The sequence below is a fragment of the Paraburkholderia lycopersici genome, from assembly GCF_900096975.1.
In the GTDB taxonomy this organism is placed as follows: domain Bacteria; phylum Pseudomonadota; class Gammaproteobacteria; order Burkholderiales; family Burkholderiaceae; genus Paraburkholderia; species Paraburkholderia lycopersici.
The window spans coordinates 20,400-47,073 of the sequence record NZ_FMYQ01000020.1 but is presented as its reverse complement, the minus strand read 5'-3'; the positions used below and the strand labels follow the sequence as shown (position 1 = coordinate 47,073).

The following is a 26,674-nucleotide window of genomic DNA, read 5'->3' as shown; positions in this document are numbered from 1 at the left end:
CACGGGCCACGCAACTGGATACCCAATGGATAAAGGAATACTGCGCAACGTCGCGATCAATCTGTTCGGCCTCGTGCTTCCGACCTTCGTGTCGCTCGTCACGGTGCCTTCGTATATCCGCCTGCTCGGCGTCGAGCGCTATGGCGTGATCGCGCTCGTGTGGACCTTGATCGGCTACTTCAGCGTGCTCGATCTCGGTATGAGCATGGCCGCGCAAAACCAGATTTCGAAGGCATATGCCTCGAAGGACGCGGACGCCTGCGAGCGTGTGTTCTGGAGCGCGTTCTGGCTCAACTTCACGACGGGCGCCATTGGCGGATTGCTCATTTATTCGGGCGGCGCGCTCTATACCGCCTGGTTTACGCATGTGACGCCCGAACTGCGTCATGAGGTCTATCTCGCGCTGCCCTGGCTCGCCGTGGCGATTCCGGTGGCGAATGTCTCGTGGGTATTCGCGGGCGCGATCAACGGCGCGGAGCGTTTTGGCATCTACAACACGAACCAGACGCTCGGCACCTTTCTGTTTCAGCTTCTGCCGCTCGGCGCGGCGTGGGCGTATGCGCCGAATCTGCAGACGGTGCTGGCCGCCGCCGTGTTCGCGCGCCTCGCTGCGGCGCTGCTGCTCGGGCGTTCCGCGCTGCGTGTGCTCGGCATTCGCAAAGTGTGCGGGCCGCGTCTCGATACGTCGAAGGCGCTCTTCAATTTCGGCGGCTGGATGCTGGTTGCGAGCATCACCACGATGATCGCGGATTCGCTCGACCGCATGATGCTGGGCGCCGGCCTCGGCGCGCGTTTCGTCACCTACTACACGGTGCCGCAGAATCTCGTCACGCGGCTCAACATGGTGCCCAACGCGCTCGTGCGCACATTGTTTCCGCGCCTCTCCGCGCTGGGCCGCGAGCATGCGGACGAAATCGCGGCCCAGTCGCTGCAGTTTCTCAATGCCGTATTCACGCCCGTCGCCATCGGCGCGATCGTCGTGCTCCAGCCCTTCCTGCATGCGTGGGTCGGGCCGGTCATCGCCGGGCATGGCGCGCCGGTGGGGCGCGTGCTGATCGTCGCCGTGTGGCTCATCGGGCAGGCCGGCGTGACGCGCATTCTCATCCAGTCGCAGAACAACCCCGCCGCCGCCGCCCGCGTGGGGCTCGTGGAGCTGCCGCTGTTCGCGGGGCTGCTGTGGCTCGGCATTTCCCGCTTTGGTCTGCCCGGCGCAGCCGCCGCCGTTCTGTTGCGCTCGCTGTTCGACTACGTCGTGCTGCTCTGGCTCGCGCGCATTCACAGCCGCACGATCCTCATCGATATGTTTGCACACCTGAGCTTCCTCGCCGCCGCGCTCGCTCTCGCCTGGTGGCTGCCGGACGCGCTGTACGCAATCGGCGCCGGCGTCGTGCTCGCGCTCGCCAACGCTGTGTGGTCGGTTGCGACCACCCCCTTGCTGCGCGGCTACGCCCGTTCACTTCTCTTTCGCATCAATTCACGGAAAAGCGCATGAGTCACGAACTGATCGACGAAGCGACGCCGTCCGAAAGCGCCGCCGCGCCCATTCAACGGCGCGACGCCACCAGACCGCGACGCCCCGAAACGGGGGCCGTGACGCCATTGCGACCCGCGCTCGCGGCAGGCCGCACGCCGCGCGTGGCCATCGTGCACGACTGGCTCGTCACGTATGCGGGAGCGGAGCGCGTACTCGAGCAGATTCTCGCCTGCTTTCCCGACGCGGACCTGTTCTCGGTGGTCGATTTCGTGGAGTCGAAAGACCGCGCGTTCCTGCGCGGCAAGCGCGCCACGACCTCGTTCATCCAGAAGTTGCCTGGCGCGCGCAAGCGCTATCGCGCGTATCTGCCGTTCATGCCGCTCGCCATCGAGCAACTCGACGTTTCGGGTTACGACGTGGTGATATCGAGCAGCCACGCGGTGGCCAAGGGCGTGCTGACCGGACCGGACCAGTTTCATATCAGCTACGTGCATTCGCCGATCCGCTATGCGTGGGATCTCCAGCATCAGTATCTGCAGGAGTCGAGCCTCACTCGCGGACCGAAGTCGATGCTTGCGCGGCTCATCCTGCACTACATCCGCAACTGGGACGTGCGCACCGCCAACTCGGTGGACCAGTTCGTCGCGAACTCCGGGTTCATTGCGCGGCGTATCCACAAGGTCTATCAGCGCGAAGCCGAGGTGGTCTATCCGCCCGTGGATATCGACGCGTTCGAGCTGGAAACGAAGAAAGAAGACTTCTACGTGACCGCCTCGCGGCTCGTGCCGTACAAGAAGATCGACTTGATCGTCGAGGCGTTCGCGCGCATGCCTGAGCGCCGCCTGGTCGTGATCGGCGACGGCCCCGACATGCAGAAAGTGCGCGCGAAAGCGACGCCCAACGTCGAGGTGCTGGGCTATCAGCCGTTCGCGGTGCTGCACGACCGCATGCGCCGCGCGAAAGCCTTCGTGTTCGCGGCCGAGGAGGACTTCGGTATTTCCGTGGTCGAAGCGCAGGCTTGCGGCACGCCCGTAATCGCTTTCGGCAAGGGCGGCGCGCTCGAAACGGTACGCGATACGGGCTCGCGCCCCACGGGTCTTTTCTTCGAAGCGCAAAGCGCGGACGCGATCATCGCGGCCGTCGATTCGTTCGAAAGCGATCCGGGGCGTTTTCGCGCCGGGGATTGCCGTGCAAACGCCGAGCAGTTTTCGGCGGCGCATTTTCGCGAGCAGTTCTTCGCACGCGTGGCGCGCGCCGTTCCCGCGATCTCGCAGGCGGGCTCCGCTCGCGGCGCGCCGCCCGTCGAGCTCGAGGCGGGCGCAACGGATGCGCCGCGCGTGCTCGCCATCGATCAGAGCGGCGTGCTGGGCGGCGCCGAGCTTTCCCTGCTCGAAGTGGTAAAAGGCCTGCGTTCGCGCATCGACGTGCTGCTATTCAACGACGGGCCCTTCAGAGAGGCGCTCGACAAGGCCGGCGCGCGCGTGGAAGTGCTCGATTCGGGCGCGTTGCGCAACGTGCGTCGCGATGGCGGCGCGGCTCCGCGCCTGGGCGTGCTCGCGGGCGTCGCCGCGCTCGTGCGCGAGACGCGCCGCCGCGCGCGCGATGCCGACGTCCTCTATGCCAACACGCAGCGCGCGATGGTGATCGGCGTGCTTGCCGGCAAGCTCGCGCGCAAGCCAGTGGTCTGGCATTTGCGCGACATCGTGAGCGACGAACATTTCGGACGTGTGCAGCGCGCCGTCATCAAGGGCTGCGCGAAGCTGGGCCTCGCGCACGTGATCGCGAACTCGCACGCGTCGGCGAAGGTGTTTGCGCGGCTCACGCGGTTCGACGCGCGGCGCATCGACGTCGTGCACAACGGTGTGGACGAAACGCCGTTCCGCGCTCTCGCTCGCGTGCCGCAAGCGCAGTTGCGCGCGCAGATCGGCTTGCCCGAAGACGCGTTCCTGGTCGGCGCGTTCAGCCGCCTTGCGCGCTGGAAGGGCCAGCATGTGCTGCTGCAGGCGCTGCTCGACGAGCCGCGCGCGCATGCCGTGTTCGTCGGCGCGCCGCTGTTCGGCGAAGATGCCTACGCGGCGGAACTGAGTGCGTTTGTCGAAGCGAACGGGCTGCGGGACCGCGTGCATTTCCTCGGCTTTCGCCATGACATCGCGGCGTGCATGCGCGCCGTCGACGTGATCGCGCATACGTCCATCACGCCTGAACCGTTTGGCCGCGTGGTGGTGGAGGGCATGCTCGCGCAGCGTCCGGTCGTGGCCTCGCGCGATGGCGGCGTCGTGGAAATCGTCGAACACGGCGAGAGTGGTCTGCTTTGCACGCCTGGCGACGCGAAGGAACTCGCGGCGACGATCGCGAAACTGCGCGACGACGCGGCGCTGCGCGAGCGGCTCGCGACGCGGGGGCTGGAAACCGCGCGCGAGCGCTTCGGCAAGCAGCAATACGTGCAAGCGGTGGAGCGCGTGCTCGACGGCGTCGTGGCGCGCGCCAAATGAAGCGGTGAAAAAAAGCGGCGGCGCAGTGCGCCGCCGCTTTTTTTTGTGTTCAGCCGCTCACGCGGCCACGCGCTTCCTCATACGCGCGGCGGCGTTGAGCGCCGGGCGCTCGAAGAGACGATAGAACGCCCACGCCACGGGCAGCACGGCGATCGTGAAGCCGAAAGAGGCCCAGATCGACGTTTGCAGCGCGGAGCGGAACAGCAGCGAGCCGAGCAGCACGAAAAGCGGCAGGTGGATCAGATAGAGCGAGTAGCTGAAGTCGCCGAGCTTCGCGAAGAGCGGCAGCAGCACGCCGGGGGAGGTGGGCGCGGGACGCCCGAGCGCCTTGACGAGGTAGCAGGCGAATGCGGCGGCCCAGAGCTGGAAGGCGCCGAACTGGCCGAAGTGAAACGCGGCGCAACCGGCCACGGCGAAGAGCGCCGCCGCGGGCCAGGCAAAACGGAAGCCGGACGAGCCGCGCAGGCGTACTTCGGCGATCCAGGCGCCGAGCATCCACGAGAACCAGTACGACGTGAAGACGACGACGTCATGCCGCTCGAGCGTCAACGCCGAAGCGATGTTGACGAGTGCCACGGCCGCTAGCACGACGTTCAGGCCGAAACGGCGGCGCGCGGCGAACAGAAGCGGATAGAGCAGGTAGAACTGCACTTCGAGCGAGAGGGTCCACAGCGCGCCATTGGAGCCATACGTCTTGCCGGCAGCGCCTTGCAGCGAGAACAGGTTGACGAGGAACGGATGCACGCCGATGTCGTTGATTTTGTGGCTCGCCGGCAGCAGCGTGAGGCTGATCGAGTCGGCGGCCAGCGTGAGCAGCAATGCGGCGAACAGCACCGGATAGATGCGCACGAAGCGGCGCAGCCAGAACTGCTTCGCATCGAGCCGGAACTCGGGGTTGGCAACGAGGCGCGCGGCGCCGCTGCGATGAATGCAATAGCCGCTGATGACGAAAAAAACCGGCACGCCCGCCGATCCCCACGCAACGGGCAGCGTGAGCCACGCCGCGATCGTGCCGGGACTTGCGAGGCTCGCGTGCAACTGGTGGAACGCGCCCATGCCGATCCATGTGACCTGGCGGCAATGGAAATAGGCCACCAGCAGGGCTGCAAAGCCGCGCAGGGCCTCGATCAGATGCTCGCCCGCGAGCTCACGCGCTGCGGCGGCGGGGCGCGCGGCGGCGGGCAGGGCCGATGCAGGCGTCATGGCGGTTTGAAGTACGGGATCGCTCATCGTGTCAGCCGGTCCTTGGGGGAGGGTACTCGTCGATCTTAGGGCCGCGCGCACGAGGGAAATATGCAAAAGATTTTCTAAATGTATTCGAAGGATGGCGAGAAATAGAGAAATAAATGACTTAAAAAACGACGAGGTTTATTTGTTGAATTTGTAATGCTAGCGTGAGTGTGATCGACCATGGTCGCTGGAGAATTCGATGAACCTGCACTTGCTGGCCGGCGTGGCCGTGCTACTGATACTCGTGGGCGTGTCAGCGTATCGCGAAGCCTTGCGCAACGAGCCTATCCGGCGTTCGCGTACGCGTTCGAGCGCCTTGCCGCCCGCCGATGAAGTCGAGTAAACTGCGCCCGGACGAGAGCGCCGTCGGCACGCGATACGCATATCGAAATGCCAATCCAGATCAGGAAATTCATGCCGGTTATCCGAAATGAATGGCAATAATTTCCGGTGCTTCGTCCAGAGCGCTCGAACTGGATTTACTGGCTTTTTTTATTGCATTAAAGGCGGTAAACGAACGCTTCCAATATAAGAACTGCTCACGCAGAACCCTCGGGGAAGTCGGCTTGCCTCGCTGCGAGACCGAGATTCAAACGAACGATCTGGGAATGGACATCATGCTGAAAGTTACCAAAGCGGTATTTCCTGTTGCGGGCCTTGGTACGCGCTTTTTGCCCGCCACCAAGGCGAGCCCCAAGGAGATGCTGCCGATCGTCGACAAGCCGCTCATCCAGTACGCGGTGGAAGAGGCGATCGCTGCGGGGATTACCGAAATGATCTTCGTGACCGGCCGCAGCAAGCGCGCGATCGAAGACCATTTCGACAAGTCGTACGAGATCGAAAGCGAACTCGAAGCCCGCAACAAGCAAAAGCTGCTCGACCTCGTTCGCAGCATCAAGCCGGCCAACGTGGACTGCTTCTACGTGCGCCAGGCCGAGGCGCTCGGTCTGGGCCATGCGGTGCTGTGCGCGGAAAAGCTCGTCGGCGGCGGACCGTTTGCCGTGATACTCGCGGACGACCTGCTCTACAGCCCCACGCCGGTCATGAAGCAACTGGTGAACACGTTCAATCACTATCACAGCTCGGTGGTGGGCGTCGAATCGATCGCGCGCGAAAACAGCGCGTCGTATGGCGTCGTGGACGGCCGCGAGTGGGAAGAGGATGTTTTCAAGCTATCGGGCATCGTCGAAAAGCCGGCGCCGGAAGTCGCGCCGTCGAATCTCGGCGTGGTGGGCCGCTATGTGCTGATGCCGACGATCTTCGATCATCTGCGCGCACTGAAGCCTGGCGCGGGCGGCGAATTGCAGCTCACCGACGCGTTGCAGTCCCTGCTCACCGAAGAGCAGGTGCTCGCCTATCGCTACATGGGTACGCGTTTCGATTGCGGCAGCAAGCTCGGCTACCTCAAGGCGACCGTGGAGTTCGCGCTGCGCCATCCCGAGGTGAAGGACGAGTTCGAGGCCTATCTGCAAACCCATCTGCCGGCTGCGCTGCCCGCGGCGGCTTAAAGCCTCGCCGCATATTTTCTCCGGCGCAACGCACGCGGCGCAAGCGCGGGGGGCGTCGCAATTCGAGGCGCTCTGGCGCTTTGGCGCGCGGGCTCAGCGCTCGCGTGCCTGCGAAAACACACGCCGAACGCCGATGTTCGCACCCATGGCGTGCGCTCCAATTCTCATCGCGTTGCCTTCAAATCGCACCGCGTATCTCGCGGCCATTTTCCGGTGTATAACGGATCGCAACCGCCGGGCACGCCATATGCGCACGACGCTGCGCTTGCGTCCGTGCCACGCCGCCGACCGGTCGTCCGGTGGTTCGACGCCGTCAATCGCACACGTTTTTGCATGGCATGCCGGACCGGTATATCGCACGGAACTCCGGTCATGCGCCGCGTGTCCGAGCGCCAGTATCCAGGCACAGGCACGCGTTTCATCGAGGAGAACCGGCCATGACGAGGCACCAACCCGTGACAGGCAGTGAGTATCCGGCGCCCGCTGGCGCGCGGTGCGTCGGCGCTTGCGATCCGGTGGAGCATTTCAGTGTCGTGCTGATCCTGCGGCGTCAGGCGGCGGACGAATTTCGCGCGCTGGTGGACAAGCTCACCGCGAACGACCCCGCCGCGCATCCGCTTTCCCGAGAGGACTACGAGCGGCGCTTCGGCGCTTCCGCCGAGGACATCAAGCGCGTCGAGCAGTTTGCGCACGCGCACGGCCTCACCGTGGACCATGCCGACGCCGTGGCGCGCCGTGTCGTGCTCTCGGGCACAGTGCAGCAATACAACGCCGCGTTCGGCGTCGACCTGCAGCGCTTCGAGCATCAGATCGGCAAGGCCACGTACCATTTTCGCCAGCCGAGCGGGCCCGTGCACCTGCCGGAAGACATGCACGACGTCGTCACGGCCGTGGTGGGGCTCGACAATCGTGCGAAGGCGAAGCCGCATTTTCGCATCGTGCCCACGACGGCGGCCACGGCATCAGAAGCCCCGGCGGCAAGCGGCGCTCCCATCCGTCCGCCCATTCGCGCGGCGCGCGCCGTGAACCGGTCGTTCACGCCTTTGCAGCTTGCGGATCTCTACGACTTTCCGGCGGGCGACGGCAGCGGCCAGTGCATCGCGCTCGTCGAGATGGGCGGCGGCTACGATACCGCGGACCTCGCCGCCTATTTCAAGGCTCTCGGCGTGGGCTCGCCGCGCGTGGAGGCGGTGTCCGTCGATCAGGCGACGAACGCGCCCACCGGCGACGCCAATGGCCCGGACGGCGAAGTCACGCTCGACGTGGAGATCGCGGGGGCGCTCGCCCCGGCGGCCCTCATCGCCGTCTATTTCGCGCCGAACAGCGAGGCCGGTTTCGTGGATGCCGTGAGCGCCGCGCTGCACGACAGCCAGCGCAAACCCTCGGTCATTTCGATCAGTTGGGGCGCGCCCGAGTCCGCGTGGTCGCAGCAAACGCTCGGCGCGCTCAACGACGCCATGCAGACCGCCGTCGCGCTCGGCGTGACGGTGTGCGCGGCCTCGGGCGACAGCGGTTCGTCGGACGGCGTGGACGACGGCGCCGATCACGTCGACTTCCCTGCGTCGAGCCCGTATGCGCTGGGTTGCGGCGGCACGCACATCGCGGCTTCGAACGGGCGGGTCACGAGCGAAACGGTCTGGGGCAACGGCGAAGACGGCGCGACGGGCGGCGGCGTGAGCGGGACTTTTGCGCTGCCGGACTGGCAAAAGGGATTGCGCGTCGTGCGCGGAACGGGCGGGGCCGGCTCGCTGGTGCGGCGCGGCGTGCCCGACGTCGCCGCCGACGCCGACCCGTCCACGGGGTATGCGGTGCGCGTGGCCGGCACGGAAACGGTGGTGGGCGGCACGAGCGCCGTCGCGCCGCTCTGGGCCGCGCTGATCGCGCGCATCAACGCGACCCGCAGCAAGCCCGTGGGGTTCGCGAACGCGAAGCTCTACGCGCAGCCCGACGCGTTCAACGACGTGACGAGCGGCAGCAACGGCGACTTTTCGGCGGCGCCCGGCTGGGATGCCTGCACGGGCCTCGGCACGCCGGTGGGCAGCAAGGTGGCGGCGGTGCTTGGCTCGGCGTAGGATGAGCGCGGCGCCTGAAGTCGCAAGGCGCGATGCAGGCTGCATGAGCGCCTGCATTCGAAGTCGTATTTTCGGTCTCAATCGCGAACATACAGAAGTGGAGACGATATGAACGACGAAGCGCAGTCCACCAACGGCAACGGCGGGGCTCGAGCGGCCGGCCCCGCGAGCGGCAACGGCAAGCACCGCACCCAGACCGACCAGCCGTGCTTCGATCCCACCGCTTACGGCAACGGTCCCGACGACTTCGTCACCGACATGACCGAGAATGCCGCGATCACGCATCACGCCATCCAGATCGGCAACGAAGCCATTGCCTATACGGCGACGGCCGGCCATCTCGTCACCGTCGACCCGAGCAGCTCGCAGCCCAACGCGAAGATTTTCTACGTGGCGTTCACCAAGGACGGCGTGCAGGCGCAGGACCGGCCCGTCACGTTCTTCTACAACGGCGGGCCGGGTTCGTCGTCGGTGTTCGTGCTGCTCGGCTCGTTCGCGCCCAGGCGCATCAAGACGTCTATGCCGGGCTTCACGCCGCCCGCGCCCTATGCGCTCGAGGACAACCCGGACAGCCTGCTCGACAGGAGCGATCTCGTGTTCGTCAATCCGGTCGGCACCGGCTATTCGGCCGCGATCGCGCCGCATCACAACCGCGATTTCTGGGGCGTCGATCAGGACGCCGACTCGCTCAAGCAGTTCATCAAGCGCTACCTCACGGCGAACGATCGCTGGAATTCGCCGAAGTTTCTTTACGGCGAGTCGTACGGCACGGCGCGCAGCTGCGTGCTTGCCTACCGGCTGCACGAAGACGGCGTGGACCTGAACGGCATCACGCTGCAGTCGTCGATACTCGATTACACGCAAAGCGGCAATCCGGTCGGCGCGCTGCCCACGGCGGCCGCCGACGCGTGGTTTCACAAGCGCCTTGGAGTGAAGCCCGCGCCGAAGGATTTACAGGCGTTCGCGGAGCAGGTTGCCCAGTTCGCGCGCACCGACTATTTGCAGGCGCTTGCAAAGTTTCCCGACGCGAAAGACAAGTCGATTCCCGCCACGCTCGAAACGCTTTCGCAATACACGGGCATCGACACGCAAACGCTCGAGTCGTGGAATCTCGACATTGCCTCCTACGACAGCCGCGGCAACGCTCTCTTTCTCACCACGCTCCTGAAGGACAAGGGCGTTGCGCTGGGTTCGTACGATGGCCGCGTGACCGCCATCGACACGGGCATTGCCGGCAACATCGATCCGAACTCGGGCGGCAACGACCCCACCATGACGGCGGTGAGCGGCGTGTATACGGCGATGTGGAACAGCTACCTGAACGAGCAGCTCAAGTTCCGTTCGAACTCGTCGTTCACGGACCTCAACGACGAGGCGTTCAAGAACTGGAACTTCGGCCACATCGACCCGACAGGCGCACAAAAGGGCCTCGACGCGCAGGGCAATATCGTGCTCTACACGGCGGGCGATCTCGCGGCGGTGATGGCGCTGAACCCCGATTTGCGCGTGCTTTCCGCGAACGGCTACTACGATTTCGTCACGCCGTTCTACCAGACCGTGATCGACCTGCAGAAAATGCCGCTCGCCGACCAGAAGGTGCGCAACAACCTGAGCGCGCGCTTTTATCCCTCGGGGCACATGGTGTATCTCGACGCCGGCTCACGCACGGCGCTCAAGGCCGACCTCGCAAAGCTCTATCAACGCGCGGTGACGGACCGGCCGGCAGTGGCGCGCATTCGCGCGCTCCAGCGCATGAACACGATGAGCACCATGCATCACTGATTCGTCTGTGTTCGGGCGCGCGCTTGTGGCGTGCGCCCCTGCGCCATCGCTTCGAGGCATGCGCGCGCGTCGCCCTGCACGAGATGCGCCGCGCACGCGATCATCAGGTTCTTGCCGAGGCCGAAATCTTCCACGAGGTAGCCACGTTCGCATACGCGCCCTTGCGCGTCGGGCACGGAAGGCACGCGTTCGACGAGCGTACCCAGGTCGGATGTATAGGCCCAGATTTCCTTGCCGAGCGCGGCCGCGTAGCCGATCTCGAACGCGGTGCCGGAGTCGGGCTCGCCGGGGCCGCGAAAATCGCTCACGTTGGCCATGACGATGTCGGCGGCGCGGATTGCATCGACGTTCGCGCGATAGATCCATGCGGCCTTGCGCGGGCTCTCGAGGTTCGCGGGCGCCTGCGCGTCGAGCGGATACACGCCTTCGAAGCCGTATTCCTCGCACCAGGCGACGAGGCGCGCGCCGTGCTCGCGCGCGTCGCGCCGGAAAACGTCGAAGCCGGCGAGATAGATGCGCGGACGGCGGGGCAGCGGGGCAGAATTCATGGCGCGCGGTTCTCCATGCGGGGGTTCGATACGGAATGCGTCGTGTGCCGGTTCGCCAATTCTAGCGCGACTTTATTTCGTTCGAACTGCCAGGTAAATGGCGTGGAATTTTCGGCAGAGGCTTAAAACGTTCGAAGCGACTGGTATTTCGCGCGTAGTGTGCGATGATCGACGCAAATCCCGAATTCGGCCGCCCGAGGCGGCCACACAAGACGATGACGAGGCCCCGTTCATGAACCGACTGAAATGGCTGGCGCTGGCCTGCTGGGCCGTCGCGCCGTGCGTTTCGCTGCTGGCGCCGGCGGCCGCGCAGGTCGCGCAGCCCACGCTCGAGAAAATCCGCGCGGCGAATATCATCGCCATCGGCTATCGCGAGACTTCGGTGCCGTTCTCGTACGTTATCGGCGAGAATCAGGTGACCGGGTTTTCGCAGGACATCTGCGACAAGATTATCGATGCGGTGAAAGCAAAGACGATGCGCCCGAACCTCCAGGTGCGCTTCATTCCCGTCACGTCGCAAAACCGCATTCCGCTCGTGCAGAACGGCACCGTGGATCTCGAGTGCGGCGTCACGACCAATCTGAAGGCGCGCCAGGCGCAGGTCACGTTCTCCGATACGTTCTTCGTCGCGACCACGCGCCTGCTGACGCGCAAGGACTCGGGCATTCACGACTTCCCCGATCTCGCGGGCAAGACGGTGCTCACGAATCAGGGCACCACGTCCGAACGCATCTTGCGCCGCATGAATGTCGAGAAGCAGATGAATATGCGCATCGTCAGCGCGCGCGACTACGGCGAGGGGCGCGCAGTGCTCGAATCGGGCCGCGCGGTGGCCTACATGATGGACGACGTGCTGCTGGCCGGTACGCGCTCGCTCACGGCTAAGCCTGACGACTGGGTGATCGTCGGCACGCCGCAGTCTTCGGAGGCGTATGGCTTCATGATGCGCAACGGCGATCCCGAATTCCGGCAGCTCGTGGACGATACGATGGCGTCGCTCATGAAGAGCGGCGAAATCGACGCGATGTACGCGAAGTGGTTCGAAAAGCCGGTGCCGCCGAAGGGCGCGAACTTCCAGTTCCCGATGAGCGAGCAATTGCGCGCGCGCTACGCGGCGCCGAACGACGGGCCCTTCGACTAGCGCGCCGGGCGCGCGCGCGAACCATGAGATGATCTCGTTCCTGATGCGCCGGGCGGCGCAGCGGGCTCATCGGCGCTAACGTCGCGAAGCGCGCATGGGTCCGCGCCGCTCATGCGCGCGACGAATCGACGAACGGAAGAATGCGGGAGCGGACATGCAAGAAGATGGCGGCACGGTGGTGATCGTCGGGGCAGGGCACGCAGGCGGCAACGCTGCGGCGCTGCTGCGTCAATATGGGTTTGGCGGCCGCGTCGTGCTGGTCGGCGAAGAGCCTGTGCCGCCTTATCACCGGCCGCCGCTCAGCAAGGCCTATTTGAAGGGCGAGGCCGAAGTCGATCGCCTCTGGCTGAAGCCGCGCGCGTTCTACGACGAGCAGCGCATCGAATTGAAGCTCGGCGTGAGCGCGCGCTCGATCGATCGCGCGAACCGCACGCTCACGCTTGCCGACGGCAGCCGGATTCAATACGACAAGCTGATTCTCGCGACCGGCTCGACGCCGCGTGCTTTGACGGTGCCGGGCCATGATCTCGCGGGCGTGATCGCGCTGCGCTCGCTCGCCGACGCGGACGTGCTGCGCGCGCGCGTGAAGCCGGGCGAGAAGCTCGTGGTGATCGGCGCGGGTTACATCGGCCTCGAAGCGGCGGCAGCAGCGCGTCAGCTCGGCCACGCGGTGACGGTGCTCGAAGCCGCTCCGCGCGTGCTTGGCCGCGTGACGGGCGAGACCGTGTCGGCGTTCTACGCGAACGAGCATCGCGCGCAGGGCGTCGACCTGCGCCTGAACGCGAAGATCGAGGCGCTCGTAGGCGAGGGCGGCAAGCTCACGGGTGTGAAGCTCGCAGGCGGCGAGACCGTGCCGGCCACGCTCGCGCTGGTGGGCATCGGCATTCTGCCTGACGAGGCGCTCGCGAAGGCGGCGGGCATTACGTGCGCCAACGGCATCCAGGTGGACGACGACGCGCGCACGAGCGACCCCGACGTGTTCGCCATCGGCGATTGCGCGCACCGGCCGCTTGCGCACTATGGCTGCGCCGGGCGTCTGGAAAGCGTGCACAACGCGGTGGAGCAGGCGAAGCTGGCGGCCGCGGCGATTGTCGGCAAGCCGCGGCCCGCGTGCGACGCGCCGTGGTTCTGGTCCGATCAGTACGACCTCAAGCTGCAGACCGTGGGCCTCATCGAAGGCTACGACGAGGCGATCGTGCGCGGCGATCCGGCCGCGCGCCGCTTCGCGGTGTATTACCTCAAGGACCGTGCGCTGCTAGCCGTGGACGCGATCAACTCGATGCCCGATTTCCTCTGCGGCAAGAAGCTCGTGGGCAAGGGCGTGAAGCTCGATGTGGAAGCGTTGCGCGATCCGGGCACGGACATGGGTAAATTTGCCGCCGCGGCGCTCGCATGAGCCGTTGCGGCGGGAACGGTTGCGACCCGCCAGTCTGCGATCGCGACGATCTTCGCGCGCCAGCCTGGCGCGCGGGGATTCGGGCCGGAGTCTGTGTCGTGGCTCATTGAAGAGCTAACCGATACGAATCGATACGCATCGATACGAATTGCGTCTCGAACCGCGGCGTCTCGGCTAGAATGCGAACGCGGCGCGGCCGGCCAGGCGGCATATCCAGACCATCACGCAGACCGGCAAGCCGCGCCACACGGCGTTCGCGTCATGACGAACGCCGCGATTCGAGGAGAGTCACGCAATGGAACAACGCTCCCGCTTCGGGGCGAGCCTGCTGCCTTATCTGCTCGTCGGCCCGCAGCTTGCGGTGACCGTGATCTTTTTCCTCTGGCCGGCCGGCGTCGCGCTGGTGCAGTCCACCCAGGCCGAGGATGCCTTCGGCACGTCGTCCGTCTTCGTCGGGCTCGCCAACTTCGCACGGCTCCTGCGCGATCCGCTCTATCTGGGCTCGATCAGGACCACGCTCGTCTTCACCGCGTTCGTCACGTTCGGCGGCCTCGCCATCTCGCTGCTGCTCGCAGCCATGGCGCACCACGTGACGCGCGGCAAACGCTTCTATCAGACGCTCCTGATCTGGCCGTATGCGGTCGCGCCCGTCATCGCCGCCGTGTTGTGGGGCTTCCTGTTCAACCCGAGCATCGGCCTCCTGACCTTCGGGCTCGCGCGCTTGGGCCTGGTATGGAATCACGCGCTCAACCCCGGCCAGGCCATGGCGCTCGTTGTGATCGCATCGGTCTGGCAGCAGATCAGCTACAACTTCCTGTTCTTCTATGCGGGCCTGCAGTCGATTCCCCAATCGCTCTTCGAGGCGGCCGCCATCGACGGCGCGGGGCCCGTGCGGCGCTTTTTCGGTGTCGCGTTTCCGCTGCTCTCGCCCACGAGCTTCTTTCTGCTCGTCGTGAACGTGGTCTATGCGCTGTTCGATACTTTCCCTGTGATCGACGCGGCAACGGGCGGCGGACCCGGCCAGGCCACGCGCACGCTCGTCTACAAGATCTTCGACGAAGGGTTTCGCGGTCTCGACATCGGCAGTTCGGGTGCGCAGTCGGTCGTGCTGATGCTGATCGTCACGGCGCTCACGATCTTCCAGTTCCGCTTCATCGAACGACGGGTCCAGTACTAGGGCCTGCTGCTCATGGTCGAGAACCGCAAATACTTCAACCTGTTCTGCCACGTCATGCTGCTGCTCGGCGTGGCGGTGGTGGCGTTCCCCGTGTACGTGGCGTTTTGCGCGGCCACGATGAACGAAAAGCAAGTCTTCACGGTGCCGCTCCCGCTCGTGCCCGGCACGCACCTGCTTGCGAACATCGACACGGTGTGGAACGTGGGCACGGGCAGCGCGGCGAGTCCGTTCGGCGCGATGCTGATGAACAGCGTCATCACGGCGCTCGTGATTTCGGCGGGCAAGATCGCCATTTCGATCATCTCGGCCTACGCGATCGTGTTTTTCCGCTTTCCGTTCCGGCGTCTCGCGTTCTGGCTCATCTTCGTGACGCTCATGCTGCCCGTGGAAGTGCGCATCTTCCCCACGGTGCAGGTCGCGGCGACGCTGCATCTCACGAACACCTACGCGGGCCTCACGCTGCCGCTCATCGCCTCGGCCACGGCTACGTTCCTGTTCCGCCAGTTCTTCCTCACGCTGCCCAACGAGTTGATCGAGGCGGCGCGCATCGACGGCGCGGGACCGCTGCGTTTTTTCTGGGACGTCGTGCTGCCGCTTTCGAAAACGAACATCGCTTCGCTTTTCGTCATCACGTTCATTTACGGCTGGAACCAGTATCTATGGCCGATTCTCATGTCGAGCACGGCCTCGATGACGACCGCCGTGGTCGGCATCAAGAGCATGATTTCGAGCGGCGACGCGGCCACGCAATGGCATCTCGTGATGTGCGCGACGATGATCGCCATGTTGCCGCCGCTCGTGGTCGTGCTGGCCATGCAGCGCTGGTTCGTGCGCGGCCTCGTGGACGTGGAGAAGTGAGAATGGACGCAATTCGGGAGACGGCATGGCGGCACTGAGCATCCGCGGCGTGACGAAGTCGTACGACGGCGCGCAGCAGGTTCTGCACGGCATCGACGTGCAGGTGGCGGACGGCGAGTTCATGGTGCTCGTGGGGCCGTCGGGCTGCGGGAAATCGACGTTGCTGCGCATGGTGGCGGGTCTGGAGGCCGTCACGTCGGGCGAGATTTCGATCGGCGAAAAGGTGGTCAATCGCGTGGAGCCCAAGGATCGCGACATCGCCATGGTGTTCCAGAACTACGCGCTTTATCCGCACATGACGGTCGCGCGCAACATGGGCTACAGCCTGAAGCTGCAAGGATTCGACCGCAAGACGATCGACGCGCGCGTCGCGGCGGCCGCCGAAATCCTCGAACTGGGCACCCTGCTTGAGCGCAAGCCGCGCGAGCTTTCGGGCGGGCAGCGCCAGCGCGTGGCCATGGGGCGGGCGATCGTGCGCGAGCCTTCGGTGTTCCTGTTCGACGAGCCGCTTTCGAACCTCGATGCGAAGCTGCGCGTGCAGATGCGCCTCGAAATCCAGCGTTTGCATGCGCGCCTTCGTACGACGAGCCTCTACGTCACACACGATCAGATCGAGGCGATGACACTCGCGCAGCGCGTGATGGTGCTCAACGGCGGTCGTGCGGAGCAGATCGGCACGCCGGGCGAGGTCTACGACCGGCCCGCCTCGATGTTCGTGGCGAGCTTCATCGGCTCGCCGGCGATGAACCTGTTGCACGGGCGCGTGAGCGACGACGGGCGCCGCTTCGAAATTGCGGGCAATGGTCCGCATCTGCCGCTTGCGGAGCCGCCCGCGTGGCTGCCGAAGGGCGCGCAATGCGTGCTCGGCGTGCGGCCCGAGCATATGCCTGCGCGCGCTGCGTCGGCGCGGGCGGCGGCCGAGGCCGTCACGCTCGAAGTCGAGACCTGCGAGCTGCTCGGCGCCGACAACCTCGCGCACGGGCGCTGGGGCAGCGCCGATGTGGTGGTGCGTCTGCCGCACGAGACGCGGCCCGCGCGCGGCGAGAGGCTCGCGCTGCACCTGCCGCCCGCGCGGCTGCATTTCTTCGATCCGGCGACGGGCGCGCGTCTCGGCTGAAACACCAAAAAAAGCCGTGGCCTGTGCGAGAATGCGCCGCTCGCTGCGGCCTCGATTGTCTTAAACTGTCGCATCGTGCAGGCCACCCGCCGCCTGCGCAATCCGAATCGGCAACGCAAGCAACACGCGCAACACACACGAACTGGCGACATGGCCGCAATCCCTCATCTTCGCTTCCTCGCCCCGACCGCGCCGAGCGCACGTCGCGCACGCGCCGCGCACCGGAGCCTCGCTTGAGCGCGCGCGAACTGCCCACGGGGCTGATGCTCGTTCACGGCAATCAGCCCGAGCGCATGCGCGACCTGATCGTGCAGTGGATCGGCCAGAATCCGCTCGCGCCGCTCGAGAAGGAAATGTTTCTCGTGCAGAGCAACGGGATCGCGCAATGGCTCAAGCTCGCGTTCGCCGCCGATCCCGAGGCGGGCGGCTGCGGTATTGCGGCGGCGCTCGAAATGTCGCTGCCGTCGCGATTTTTATGGCAGGCATATCGCGCCGTGCTCGGCAACGACGCGGTGCCCGCGGTTTCGCCGTTCGACAAGTCGCGTCTCGTCTGGCGCCTCATGCGCATGCTGCCCGCGCTGCTGGACGAACCGGGCTACGCGCCGCTCAAGCGCTTCATGGCGAACGACGAGGACCAGCGCAAGTGTTTCCAGCTCGCGCAGCGCGTGGCCGACCTGCTCGACCAATACCAGGTCTATCGCTCCGACTGGCTCGCCGCGTGGGCGGCGCACGAGGACGTGTTGATCGATGCGCGCAACGCGCGCGTCGCGTTGCCTGAAGAAGCGCGCTGGCAGGCGGCGCTCTGGCGCGCCTTGCTCGCGGACGTGAGCGCGCAGGCAGCGGACGGCATCGGCTTGCGCGATACGGGCCGCGCGGCCGTGCACGAGGCGTTCATGGCGCGCGCGCAGGCGTGGCGGGACGGCGATGCCCGGCCCAGGGAATTGCCGCGCCGGCTCGTCGTGTTCGGCATTTCGAGCCTGCCGCGCCAGTCGGTCGAAGTGCTCGCCGCGCTCGCGCGCTGGAGCCAGGTGCTCATGTGCGTGCACAACCCGTGCATGCACTATTGGGCCGACATCGTCGCCGATCAGGATCTGCTGCGCGCGCGCCACGCGCGCCAGCGCCGCCGCGCGGGCGCGCCAGCGCAACTCGACGAGGCGCACCTGCATCTGCATGCGCAGCCGCTGCTCGCCGCATGGGGCAAGCAGGGGCGCGACTTCATCGGCCTTCTCGACGAATACGATAGCGACGAGGCACGCGAAACCTATACGCCGCACTTCACGCGCATTGGCCAGCGTATCGATCTGTTCGACGGCGAAGACGCGCTCACGCTGCTCCAGCAGTTGCAGGACGACATTCGCGACCTGCGTCCGCTCGACGAGACGCGCGAGCACTGGGAACCCGTCGATGTGCAGGATGACGAATCAATTCGCTTTCACGTCGCGCACAGTGCGCAGCGCGAGGTGGAGATCCTGCACGACCGGCTGCTCGCCGCGTTCGCGGCCGACCCCACGCTGCGTCCGCGCGACGTGATCGTGATGGTGCCCGACATCGAGGTCTATGCGCCGCATATCCAGGCCGTGTTCGGCCTGCTCGACGCCAGCGACCCGCGCAGCATGCCGTTCAGCGTGGCGGACCGCGCGCAGCGCGCATTCGATCCGCTCATCGGCGCGCTCGAGATGCTGCTTGCGTTGCCGTACTCGCGCGTGACGGTGAGCGACGTGCTCGATCTGCTCGAAGTGCCCGCGGTGCGCACGCGCTTCGGCATCGACGCGGAGGACGTGCCCAAGTTGCGCAACTGGATCGACGGCGCAAATATCCGCTGGGGCCTGCACGCGGCGCAGCGCGCGAGCCTCGGGCTGCCCCAGGCCGACGAGCTGAGCGCGCCCAATAGCTGGGCGTTCGGTCTGAGGCGCATGCTTCTGGGCTACGCGGCGGGCGAGCGTGCCGGCGCATGGCGCGGCATCGAGCCGTACAGCGAGATCGGCGGGCTCGACGCGGCGTTGCTCGGCCCGCTCACGCGGCTCGTCGACGCGCTCGACCACGCATGGCGCACGCTGAGCGAGCCGGCCACGGTCGAGGTGTGGTGCGAACGTCTGCGCGCGTTGAAGACGGCCTTCTTTTCGGCCGGCGACGGCGAAGACGCCTACACGCTCGACCGTCTGGACGGCGCGCTCGAAACGTGGCGCGAAGCCTGCGACGAGGCAGCGCTCACGCAGCCGTTGCCGCTCGCCATCGTGTCGGAGAACTGGCTCGCGGCGCTCGAAGGCGGCGGCCTGTCGCAGCGCTTCTTCGCGGGCGCCGTGACCTTCGCCACGCTCATGCCCATGCGGGCCATTCCGTTTCGCCGCGTGTGCCTGCTCGGCATGAACGACGGCGATTATCCGCGCAGCCGCACGCCGCTCGATTTCGACCTCATGCGCCGCGACTATCGCCCCGGTGACCGCTCGCGCCGCGAGGACGACCGCTACCTGTTCCTCGAAGCGCTGCTCTCGGCGCGCGACCATCTGCATGTTTCGTGGATCGGGCGCAGCGTGACCGACAACACGCCACGCCCGCCCTCCGTGCTGGTCGGACAGCTACGCGATCATCTCAAGGCGGGCTGGCGGCTCGCGGGCAATGAAGCGGGCAATGAAGCGGGCGGCGGCGAAGCGCTGCTCGACGCGTTGACGATCGAGCATCGTTTGCAGCCGTTCAGCCCGGACTATTTTCCGGCGCAGCCTGAAGCAGCGACGCTCTACACGTATGCGCACGAGTGGGGCACGCCTGTGCCGCAGCCTCGGGACAGCGCGCGCGCAGCGGCACTGTCCGCGCCCGAGCGCGATGAGCCGCTGTCGATAAGCGAACTCGGCGAATTCCTGCGCGATCCGGTGCGCAGCTTTTTCCGGCAGCGCTTGCGCGTCGCCTTCGAAAGCGAGGACGCGGCGAGCGAGAATCACGAGCCCTTCGAAGTGGACGCGTTGCAGGCGTGGCAGTTGCAAGGCGAACTGATTCGCGCCCAGCTCGCGGCAATGGAGCGCGGCGAAGCCGATCTCGAACCGGCCGCGCTCGCGCGCCTCGAACGCATGCATCGCAGCGGCGACCTCGCAACCGGCGGTTTCGGCGAGGTGATCGGCGAAGAACTGCTCGCGCCCATGCCGGAGCTTTTCGCCGAATATCGCAAGGCGCTCGCGCGCTGGCCCGATCCGCTCGAGCATCAATACGAAATTCGTCTTGATGCGACGCTGGACGGACGCATATTGTCGCTCGACGACTGGCTCAGCGATCTGCGCGCGGGCCCGGAAGGCGCGCTCGGCCGCGTGATTCTCGAACCGGGCACGCTCGTGAAGGACAACCGCTACCGTGGCGATCGTCTCGTGCCGTATTGGGTCGCGCACGTGGCCGCGCAGATCGCTGCCGGGCCGGTGACGACGGTGATCGTGAGCAAGGTGGGCGTGGCGGAGTTCGCACCCCTCGAGCCGGCGGTTGCGCGCGACTATCTGCTCGCGTTACTGGCCGCATGGGACGACGGTGCGCGCCGGCCCTTGCCGCTAGCCGTGAAAACCGCGTTCGCGTGGCTGCGCAAACTGCCCGATTCTTTCGACGGCGCGCGCGCTTCGGTGCCCGCCGAAGCGTGGGAAGCCGCGCGCGGGGCCTATGAGGGCAACGGCCGGACGCCGGGAGAGCGGGACACGAACGCCTACTTGCGCCGCGCGTTTGCCGACTTCGAAGCGCTCGCCGCGCACGACGATTTCGTCGTGCTCGCCACGCGGCTGCTGCTGCCGGTATCGCGCGCGCCGCTCGCGTCGTCGCGTGCGAAGCGCGCCTCGAGCGACGCTGGAGAAACTGCATGAATCCGCTCGGCAACAACGACGCCAAAGTGCTGGACCCGCTGCGCTTTCCGCTTTATGGCAGCCGCCTGATCGAAGCGAGCGCGGGCACGGGCAAGACCTTCACCATCGCGATGCTATACGTGCGCCTCGTGCTCGGCCACGGCGCGCTCCATGCGGCAGGCAACGATGCCGATGACGAGGCGCGCACGGCAGGTCGTCCGCTCACGCCGCCCGAGATTCTTGTCGTGACGTTTACCGACGCGGCCACGAAGGAGTTGCGCGAGCGCATTCGCGCACGCCTCATCGAAGCGGCCGGGTGTTTTCGCGCCGATCCCGATGACGTGCCCGATCATGAGCCCGGCGAAGACTTGCTGCACGACTTGCGCGCGGACTATGCGCCGGAGCAGTGGCCCGCCTGCGCGCGCCGCCTGCAACTCGCGGCCGAGTGGATGGACGAGGCCGCGGTCTCGACGATTCACGGCTGGTGCAATCGCATGCTGAGCGAGCACGCGTTCGACAGCGACAGCCTGTTTTCGCAGACGCTGGAGACGGACCAGAGCGAATTGCGCGCCGAGGTGGTGCGCGACTACTGGCGCACCTTCATGGCGCCGCTCGATGCACAGAGCGCCGCCGAAGTGAGGGCATGGTTCGCGAGCCCCGACGACTTGCACAAGGCGATGCGCGGACTGCTCGCCCACACCGACCTGCTGCCCGATGCGTGCGACCCCGAGACGGCGCTTCGGGACGCACGACAGCGCGCGCGCGACGAACTCGAAACGCTGAAGGCGCCGTGGCGCGTCTGGATCGACGAGGTCGAGGCGCTCCTGAACGCGGCGCGCGCGGCAAAGCAGTTCGACGCCAGAAAACTCAATTCCAGGCATTGCGAAACATGGATCGGCAAGCTGCGCGACTGGGCCGGCGACCCCGACTCTGCGCATCCGGGCTTCGATGACAAGGCCGCCGTCTGGACGCGCCTCACGCCGGCCGGACTCGCGGAAATCTGGACGAAGGGCGAGCCGCCCGCGCATGACGCCTTCGTGGCGATGGAAACGCTGCGCGAGTCGCTGGCCTCGCCGCCCGAGGCCAGGCAGGACCTGCTGTGCCACGCGGCGCGCTGGGTGGCGCGCCGCTTCGAGGAAGAAGAGGCGCGCCGCTCGCAAATGGGCTTCGACGATCTGCTCACGCGCTTGCGTGCCGCGTTGCAGCGCGAGAACGGCGCGCGCCTCGCCCAGATCATCCGCAAGCAGTACCCCGTTGCGCTGATCGACGAATTCCAGGACACGGACCCGGTCCAGTATCAGATCTTCGATGCGATTTATCGTATCGCCGAGCATGACACCGAGACAGCAATCGTCTTGATCGGCGACCCGAAGCAGGCCATCTATGCGTTTCGCGGCGCGGACATTTACACGTATCTGCGCGCGCGCCGCGCCTGCGAGGGGCGGCTCTATACGCTCAAGAAGAACTTCCGCTCCACGCGCACGATGGTCGCCGCCGTGAACCGCTGCTTCGAGGCCGCGGAGTCGCGTCCCGAGGGTAGCGGGGCATTTTTGTTTCGCAGTCCCGATGGCGGCGAGAACGCCTTGCCGTTCGTCCCCGCCGATGCGCACGGGCGACCGGAGACGCTGGTCGCCGCCGGCGCGTCGCTGCCGGCGCTCAACGTCTGGTGGCTGCCTCCGGCAGCGGACGGCAAGCCGCTGAGCAAGAGCGCGTATCTTGCGGACATGGCCGCGAGTTGCGCGACCGGGATGGTGCGCCTGCTCAACCTCGGCCAGGAGGGCGCCGCGGGGTTCGATGGCGAGCGTGGCTTGCGGCCATTGCAGCCCGCCGACATGGCCGTGCTCGTCAACAACCGCGACGAGGCGCGCGCGATACGCGAGGCGCTGGCCGCGCGCGGCGTGCGCAGCGTCTATCTCTCCGACCGCGATTCGGTGTACCAGACGCCGCAGGCAGAAGAGCTGCGCTACTGGCTCGCGGCCTGCGCCGAGCCCGACGACGGCCGTCTCGTGCGCACGGCGCTCGCCGCGCCCACGCTCGGGCTCGAATGGGCGGAACTCGATCTGCTCGGCCGCGACGAGATCGCATGGGAAGCGCGCGTGATGCAGTTTCGCGAGTACCGCGAGTGCTGGCGCAAGAAGGGCGTGTTGCCCATGCTGCGGCGTCTTTTCAACGACTTTCACGTGCCGCAGCGCTTGCTGGGCGAGGTCAGCGCCGCCGGCCTGAACGGCGAGCGCGCGCTCACCAATCTGCTGCATCTGGCCGAACTGCTGCAGCAGGCGAGCACGCAGCTCGACGGCGAGCATGCGCTGATTCGCTACCTGGACGAGCAGCGCGTGGACGAAACCGCGGGCGGAGGGGGCGACGCGCGTCAGTTGCGTCTGGAGAGCGACGCGGGCCTCGTGCAAGTCGTCACGATTCACAAGTCGAAAGGCCTGGAATATCCGCTCGTGTTCCTGCCGTTCGCATGTGCGCATCGCGCGGTGAAGCCCGATGACGTGCCGTTCAAATGGCACGACGACAAGGGCGAGTTGCGCGTGACGCTCGAAGCCGACGCGCGCGTGCTGCGTCAAGCCGATCACGAGCGCCTCGGCGAAGATCTGCGCAAGCTCTACGTCGCGCTGACGCGCGCGCGTTACGCGACGTGGATCGGCTATGGACCGGTGCAGGGCGTCGAAGCGAGCGCGTTCGGTTATCTCATCAATGGCGGCGCTGCCGTGCCTGCTGAGGAGATCGAAGCATGCCTGGACGCCCTGCGCGGTCCGTGCGCGGATATCGACGTGGCGTCGGCGCCCGAACCGCGTCGGGACGTGCTTGCGTTGCGCGACGCGGGCGTCGTGCGTGGACGCGCGCGCTCGCTCGCGTATCGCGAGCGCGAGCGCTGGTGGATCGCGAGCTATTCGAGCCTGAAGACGATCGATGCGTCGATCGGTTCGGGTATTCCCGTCGAAGCAGATGAAGCGCGCAGTGTGCCCGATACGCGCAGCGAGGACGTCTTCCTCGAACTGCTCGAAGCGAGCGTGCCGCCCGACGAGGACGAAGCTTTCGAAAGCAGCCGGCAAGCGCTCGTCACGCCCGCGCTTGCGCCCATGCACGGGTTCGAGCGCGGCGCGGACGCCGGCAGTTTCCTGCACGAGCTGATGGAATGGGCGGCAAACGAAGGCTTCGCCGAAATCGCGCAGGACGAAGCCCGCGTGCGCGACATGGTCGCGCGCCGCTGCAACGTGCGTGGCTGGTCGCACTGGATCGAGCCGCTTGGGGCGTGGATGCTGGAGCTCGTGCGCACGCCGCTGCGCTTGCCGGACGTCGACGGCGAAAGCGTCGCGCCGGTTGCGTTCGCGGCGCTCGGTTCGTACATGCCAGAGCTGGAGTTCTGGGTGACGGCGCATGCAGTCGACGCGCACGAACTCGACATGCTCGTCACGGCGTTCACCCTCGACGGCGAGGCGCGTCCCGCGCTCGACGCCGCCACGCTCAACGGTATGCTCAAGGGCTTCATCGATCTCGTGTTCGAGCACGAAGGCCGCTATTACGTGGCCGACTACAAGTCGAACTGGCTCGGCCCCGACGACGCTTCCTATACGGCCGCGAAAATGCGCGCGCAGATCCTGCATTCGCGCTACGAGCTGCAATACGCGCTCTATCTGTTCGCGCTGCATCGGCTGCTCAAGGCGCGGCTGCCCGACTACGACTACGACCGCCACGTGGGCGGCGCCGTATATCTGTTCCTGCGCGGCGGCCATGCGCCGGGGCAGGGGCTGCATTGCGAGCGTCCGCCACGCGAGCTGATCGAACGAATCGACGCGCTCTTCGCGCGTCGCGATGCGCTGGAGGATGTGGCATGACGAGGCGCCGCTTAAAAGTGCCGGACGGCGTTACCGGCGATCTGTTCGCGAACCTGGATATGCCCGAGCCCGCGCCGGAACCCACGCGAAGCGGCGCGCGTAATTCGGCGGCGCAGATGCTGGGCGTGCTCGACAACTGGGTGGAGCGCGGCTGGCTGCGCACGCTCGATGCCGCGTTCGCCCGCTTTTTGTGGACCGAGGCGCCGCACGGGCCGCCGCTCCTGCTGCTGGCGGCCGCGCTTGCGAGCCACCAGCTCGGGCGCGGTCACGTCTGTCTCGACCTGAAGGCCACGCTCGACGACCCGGCGTTCGCGCTTTCTTTGCCGCCTGACGGGCCACAATGGCTCGCCGCCGAACCTGCCCAGCCGCCTGCCGAGGTGCTGGCGGGCGTCACGCTCGCGCAGTGGCGCGGCGCGCTCGCGGTGCCGGACCTGGTGAGCGAGGAGACGGCGGACGGCGAGGGCAACACGCCCCTCGTGCTTGCGGGCACGAGGCTTTATCTGCGGCGTTACTGGCAATACGAGCAGGACGTGCGCGAAGGAATCGAGCGCCGGCTCGCACGCGCCGCGCAGCTCGAAGCAGCGTTGCCGCTGGACGTCGCGCGCGCGGCGCTCGACGCGCTGTTCGCGCCGCGTGGCGGCAAGCCGCCAGAACGGCAGGATTCGCGAGCCGCCGACTGGCAAAAGCTCGCGTGCGCGCTGGCTGCGCGCAGCGCGTTCAGCATCGTCACAGGCGGGCCGGGGACGGGTAAGACGACGACGGTCGTCCGATTGTTGGCACTCCTGCAGACGCTGGCGCTCGGCCGCGCGGGGCGGCGTGCGCCCGCTGCGCGACCGTTGCGCATCCGGCTCGCGGCGCCCACCGGCAAGGCGGCGGCGCGCCTGAACGAGTCGATCGCTGGCGCGGTGGAACGGCTGCCGTTCGGTGCGCTGCAGGCACACGTGGACGCCGCGGCGCTGCGCAACGCGATTCCGACCGTCGTGACCACGCTGCATCGCGTGCTGGGCACACGGCCCGGCAGCCGGCGCTTTCGGCATGACGCCGCGAATCCGCTGCCTGTGGACGTGCTCGTGATCGACGAGGCCTCGATGGTCGACCTCGAAATGATGGCCGCCGTGCTCGACGCGCTGCCGCCCACGGCACGCCTGATCCTGCTCGGCGACAAGGACCAGCTTGCGTCGGTCGAGGCGGGGGCCGTGCTGGGCGAGCTTTGCGACCGCGCGCGCGAGGGGCACTACACGCAAGCGACGCGCGCCTGGCTCGAAACGGCCACGGGCGAGCGCATCGATCCCGCCATGCTCGATGCGCATGGCCTGCCGCTCGACCAGGCCATCGCGATGCTGCGCGAGAGTCATCGCTTCGCGTCGGAAAGCGGTATCGGCGCGCTGGCCGAACTCGTCAATGCGGGGGACGCGGTGGGCGTAGCGAAGATCTGGGCGCGCGGTCACGAAGACCTTGCGCGGCTCGTGTGCCCCGCAACCGACGACGGCCCGCTGCGCGCGCTCATCGTCGACGGCCGCGTGGGCGAGGACGGCGCGGTCCACGCGCGGCGCCACGGCTACCGTCACTACCTGGAGACGATGCGAGCAACACGGCCGGCGCCGGGCGCGACCCCCGAAGCGCTGGCCGCCTGGGCCGCCGCCGTGCTCGAGGCGCACGGCGCATTTCAACTGCTGTGCGCGCTGCGGCGCGGCCCGTGGGGCGTCGAAGGCCTGAACCGGCGCGTCGTGCGCCTGCTGCACGAAGAAGGGCTGATCGAGCCGCGCGGCGACTGGTACGCGGGCCGGCCCGTGCTCGTCACGCACAACGACTACGAGCTCGGGCTCATGAACGGCGATATCGGCATCGCGCTCGATCTGCCCGTCGCGGCGGACGAGCCGTCCATGTTGCGCGTGGCGTTTCCCGCGGGCGACGGCTCGGGCGGCGTGAAGTGGGTGTCGCCTGGCCGCCTGCAGGGCGTCGAAACCGTGTTTGCGCTCACCGTCCACAAGTCGCAGGGCTCCGAGTTCACGCACGCGGCGCTCGCGCTGCCCGACACTTACAGCCCGATTCTCACGCGCGAACTCGTCTACACCGGCATCACGCGCGCGCGCTCGTTTCTCACGCTCGCCGTGCCCGAGGGACGCACCGTGCTCGATCGCGCGGTGCTCGCCAAGGTTCAGCGGGCCAGCGGCCTCATGGCGGGACTCGCGCGGGACGCACAATCGGCGTGACGCGTCGGCGAAACG

16 protein-coding genes are annotated in these 26,674 nt (G+C 66.8%); 14 read left to right on the top strand and 2 right to left on the bottom strand.

What is annotated here, in order from left to right:
• Nucleotides 1-25: 25 nt before the first annotated feature.
• Nucleotides 26-1,492, top strand: coding sequence for a flippase (locus tag BLU17_RS20515; RefSeq protein ID WP_092000467.1), 1,467 nt, complete (start codon nucleotides 26-28; stop codon nucleotides 1,490-1,492).
• A complete protein-coding gene (locus tag BLU17_RS20510; protein WP_092000465.1) occupies nucleotides 1,489-3,966 on the top strand; it encodes a glycosyltransferase family 4 protein in 2,478 nt (825 codons plus the stop codon). Before BLU17_RS20515 ends, BLU17_RS20510 begins: the two co-directional genes overlap by 4 nt.
• Before the next feature lie 57 nt (nucleotides 3,967-4,023).
• Here the strand turns inward: BLU17_RS20510 and BLU17_RS20505 are convergent, their stop codons facing one another.
• Nucleotides 4,024-5,196: an acyltransferase family protein gene (locus BLU17_RS20505; RefSeq protein ID WP_092000462.1), complete on the bottom strand. Its 1,173-nt coding sequence runs from the start codon at nucleotides 5,194-5,196 to the stop codon at nucleotides 4,024-4,026.
• 199 nt (nucleotides 5,197-5,395) lie between these two features.
• On the opposite strand from BLU17_RS20505, the gene BLU17_RS33250 reads away from it, so the two are divergent.
• From BLU17_RS33250 to BLU17_RS20490, 4 genes are all read left to right on the top strand, one after another.
• Nucleotides 5,396-5,539 carry a hypothetical protein gene (locus BLU17_RS33250; RefSeq protein ID WP_176929154.1) on the top strand — a complete coding sequence of 48 codons (144 nt, stop codon included), beginning with the start codon at nucleotides 5,396-5,398 and terminating at the stop codon, nucleotides 5,537-5,539.
• Between the two features lie 274 nt (nucleotides 5,540-5,813).
• On the top strand, nucleotides 5,814-6,704 hold the full coding sequence (gene galU, locus BLU17_RS20500; protein ID WP_092000675.1) for a UTP--glucose-1-phosphate uridylyltransferase GalU: 891 nt from the start codon (nucleotides 5,814-5,816) through the stop codon (nucleotides 6,702-6,704).
• A 437-nt stretch (nucleotides 6,705-7,141) separates the two neighbouring features.
• A complete protein-coding gene (locus BLU17_RS20495) occupies nucleotides 7,142-8,776 on the top strand; it encodes a S53 family peptidase (protein WP_092000459.1) in 1,635 nt (544 codons plus the stop codon).
• 108 nt (nucleotides 8,777-8,884) lie between these two features.
• Nucleotides 8,885-10,558: a S10 family peptidase gene (locus BLU17_RS20490; protein WP_092000456.1), complete on the top strand. Its 1,674-nt coding sequence runs from the start codon at nucleotides 8,885-8,887 to the stop codon at nucleotides 10,556-10,558.
• Here BLU17_RS20490 and BLU17_RS20485 read toward each other — a convergent pair.
• Nucleotides 10,552-11,106 carry a nucleoside 2-deoxyribosyltransferase gene (locus tag BLU17_RS20485; protein ID WP_092000453.1) on the bottom strand — a complete coding sequence of 185 codons (555 nt, stop codon included), beginning with the start codon at nucleotides 11,104-11,106 and terminating at the stop codon, nucleotides 10,552-10,554. The two genes, BLU17_RS20490 and BLU17_RS20485, sit on opposite strands and share 7 nt — an antisense overlap.
• Before the next feature lie 232 nt (nucleotides 11,107-11,338).
• Between BLU17_RS20485 and BLU17_RS20480 the strand changes: the two genes are divergently transcribed.
• The 8 genes from BLU17_RS20480 (at nucleotide 11,339) to recD (ending at nucleotide 26,659) form a co-directional block, all read left to right on the top strand.
• Entirely contained in the window at nucleotides 11,339-12,247 is a 909-nt protein-coding gene (locus tag BLU17_RS20480) for a glutamate/aspartate ABC transporter substrate-binding protein (RefSeq protein ID WP_092000450.1), read from the top strand.
• Nucleotides 12,248-12,401: 154 nt separating this feature from the next.
• Nucleotides 12,402-13,643 (top strand): NAD(P)/FAD-dependent oxidoreductase, encoded by a 1,242-nt coding sequence (locus tag BLU17_RS20475; RefSeq protein ID WP_092000447.1) that lies wholly within the window; start codon nucleotides 12,402-12,404, stop codon nucleotides 13,641-13,643.
• 295 nt (nucleotides 13,644-13,938) lie between these two features.
• Nucleotides 13,939-14,820, top strand: a complete 882-nt coding sequence (ugpA, locus tag BLU17_RS20470) for a sn-glycerol-3-phosphate ABC transporter permease UgpA (protein WP_092000444.1) — start codon at nucleotides 13,939-13,941, stop codon at nucleotides 14,818-14,820.
• Between the two features lie 12 nt (nucleotides 14,821-14,832).
• On the top strand, nucleotides 14,833-15,678 hold the full coding sequence (gene ugpE, locus BLU17_RS20465) for a sn-glycerol-3-phosphate ABC transporter permease UgpE (protein WP_092000441.1): 846 nt from the start codon (nucleotides 14,833-14,835) through the stop codon (nucleotides 15,676-15,678).
• Nucleotides 15,679-15,703: 25 nt separating this feature from the next.
• Nucleotides 15,704-16,795, top strand: coding sequence for a sn-glycerol-3-phosphate import ATP-binding protein UgpC (locus BLU17_RS20460; protein WP_092000438.1), 1,092 nt, complete (start codon nucleotides 15,704-15,706; stop codon nucleotides 16,793-16,795).
• Nucleotides 16,796-17,028: 233 nt separating this feature from the next.
• The gene (recC, locus tag BLU17_RS20455; protein ID WP_245746946.1) at nucleotides 17,029-20,625 is read left to right on the top strand and encodes an exodeoxyribonuclease V subunit gamma; all 3,597 of its coding nucleotides are present in this window, start codon (nucleotides 17,029-17,031) and stop codon (nucleotides 20,623-20,625) included.
• The gene (recB, locus tag BLU17_RS20450; protein WP_092000436.1) at nucleotides 20,622-24,446 is read left to right on the top strand and encodes an exodeoxyribonuclease V subunit beta; all 3,825 of its coding nucleotides are present in this window, start codon (nucleotides 20,622-20,624) and stop codon (nucleotides 24,444-24,446) included. Before recC ends, recB begins: the two co-directional genes overlap by 4 nt.
• Nucleotides 24,443-26,659 carry an exodeoxyribonuclease V subunit alpha gene (recD, locus tag BLU17_RS20445; protein ID WP_245746945.1) on the top strand — a complete coding sequence of 739 codons (2,217 nt, stop codon included), beginning with the start codon at nucleotides 24,443-24,445 and terminating at the stop codon, nucleotides 26,657-26,659. Before recB ends, recD begins: the two co-directional genes overlap by 4 nt.
• Nucleotides 26,660-26,674: the final 15 nt, after the last annotated feature.

Coding starts and splice junctions, on each gene's coding strand:
- BLU17_RS20505 (WP_092000462.1), bottom strand. CDS start 5,196: ATGAGCGATCCCGTACTTCAAACCGCCATGACGCCTGCATCGGCCCTG.
- BLU17_RS20485 (WP_092000453.1), bottom strand. CDS start 11,106: ATGAATTCTGCCCCGCTGCCCCGCCGTCCGCGCATCTATCTCGCCGGC.
- BLU17_RS20480 (WP_092000450.1), top strand. CDS start 11,339: ATGAACCGACTGAAATGGCTGGCGCTGGCCTGCTGGGCCGTCGCGCCG.
- BLU17_RS20490 (WP_092000456.1), top strand. CDS start 8,885: ATGAACGACGAAGCGCAGTCCACCAACGGCAACGGCGGGGCTCGAGCG.
- ugpE (WP_092000441.1), top strand. CDS start 14,833: ATGGTCGAGAACCGCAAATACTTCAACCTGTTCTGCCACGTCATGCTG.
- BLU17_RS20515 (WP_092000467.1), top strand. CDS start 26: ATGGATAAAGGAATACTGCGCAACGTCGCGATCAATCTGTTCGGCCTC.
- BLU17_RS20510 (WP_092000465.1), top strand. CDS start 1,489: ATGAGTCACGAACTGATCGACGAAGCGACGCCGTCCGAAAGCGCCGCC.
- recD (WP_245746945.1), top strand. CDS start 24,443: ATGACGAGGCGCCGCTTAAAAGTGCCGGACGGCGTTACCGGCGATCTG.
- BLU17_RS20495 (WP_092000459.1), top strand. CDS start 7,142: ATGACGAGGCACCAACCCGTGACAGGCAGTGAGTATCCGGCGCCCGCT.
- BLU17_RS20475 (WP_092000447.1), top strand. CDS start 12,402: ATGCAAGAAGATGGCGGCACGGTGGTGATCGTCGGGGCAGGGCACGCA.
- ugpA (WP_092000444.1), top strand. CDS start 13,939: ATGGAACAACGCTCCCGCTTCGGGGCGAGCCTGCTGCCTTATCTGCTC.
- galU (WP_092000675.1), top strand. CDS start 5,814: ATGCTGAAAGTTACCAAAGCGGTATTTCCTGTTGCGGGCCTTGGTACG.
- recB (WP_092000436.1), top strand. CDS start 20,622: ATGAATCCGCTCGGCAACAACGACGCCAAAGTGCTGGACCCGCTGCGC.
- BLU17_RS20460 (WP_092000438.1), top strand. CDS start 15,704: ATGGCGGCACTGAGCATCCGCGGCGTGACGAAGTCGTACGACGGCGCG.
- BLU17_RS33250 (WP_176929154.1), top strand. CDS start 5,396: ATGAACCTGCACTTGCTGGCCGGCGTGGCCGTGCTACTGATACTCGTG.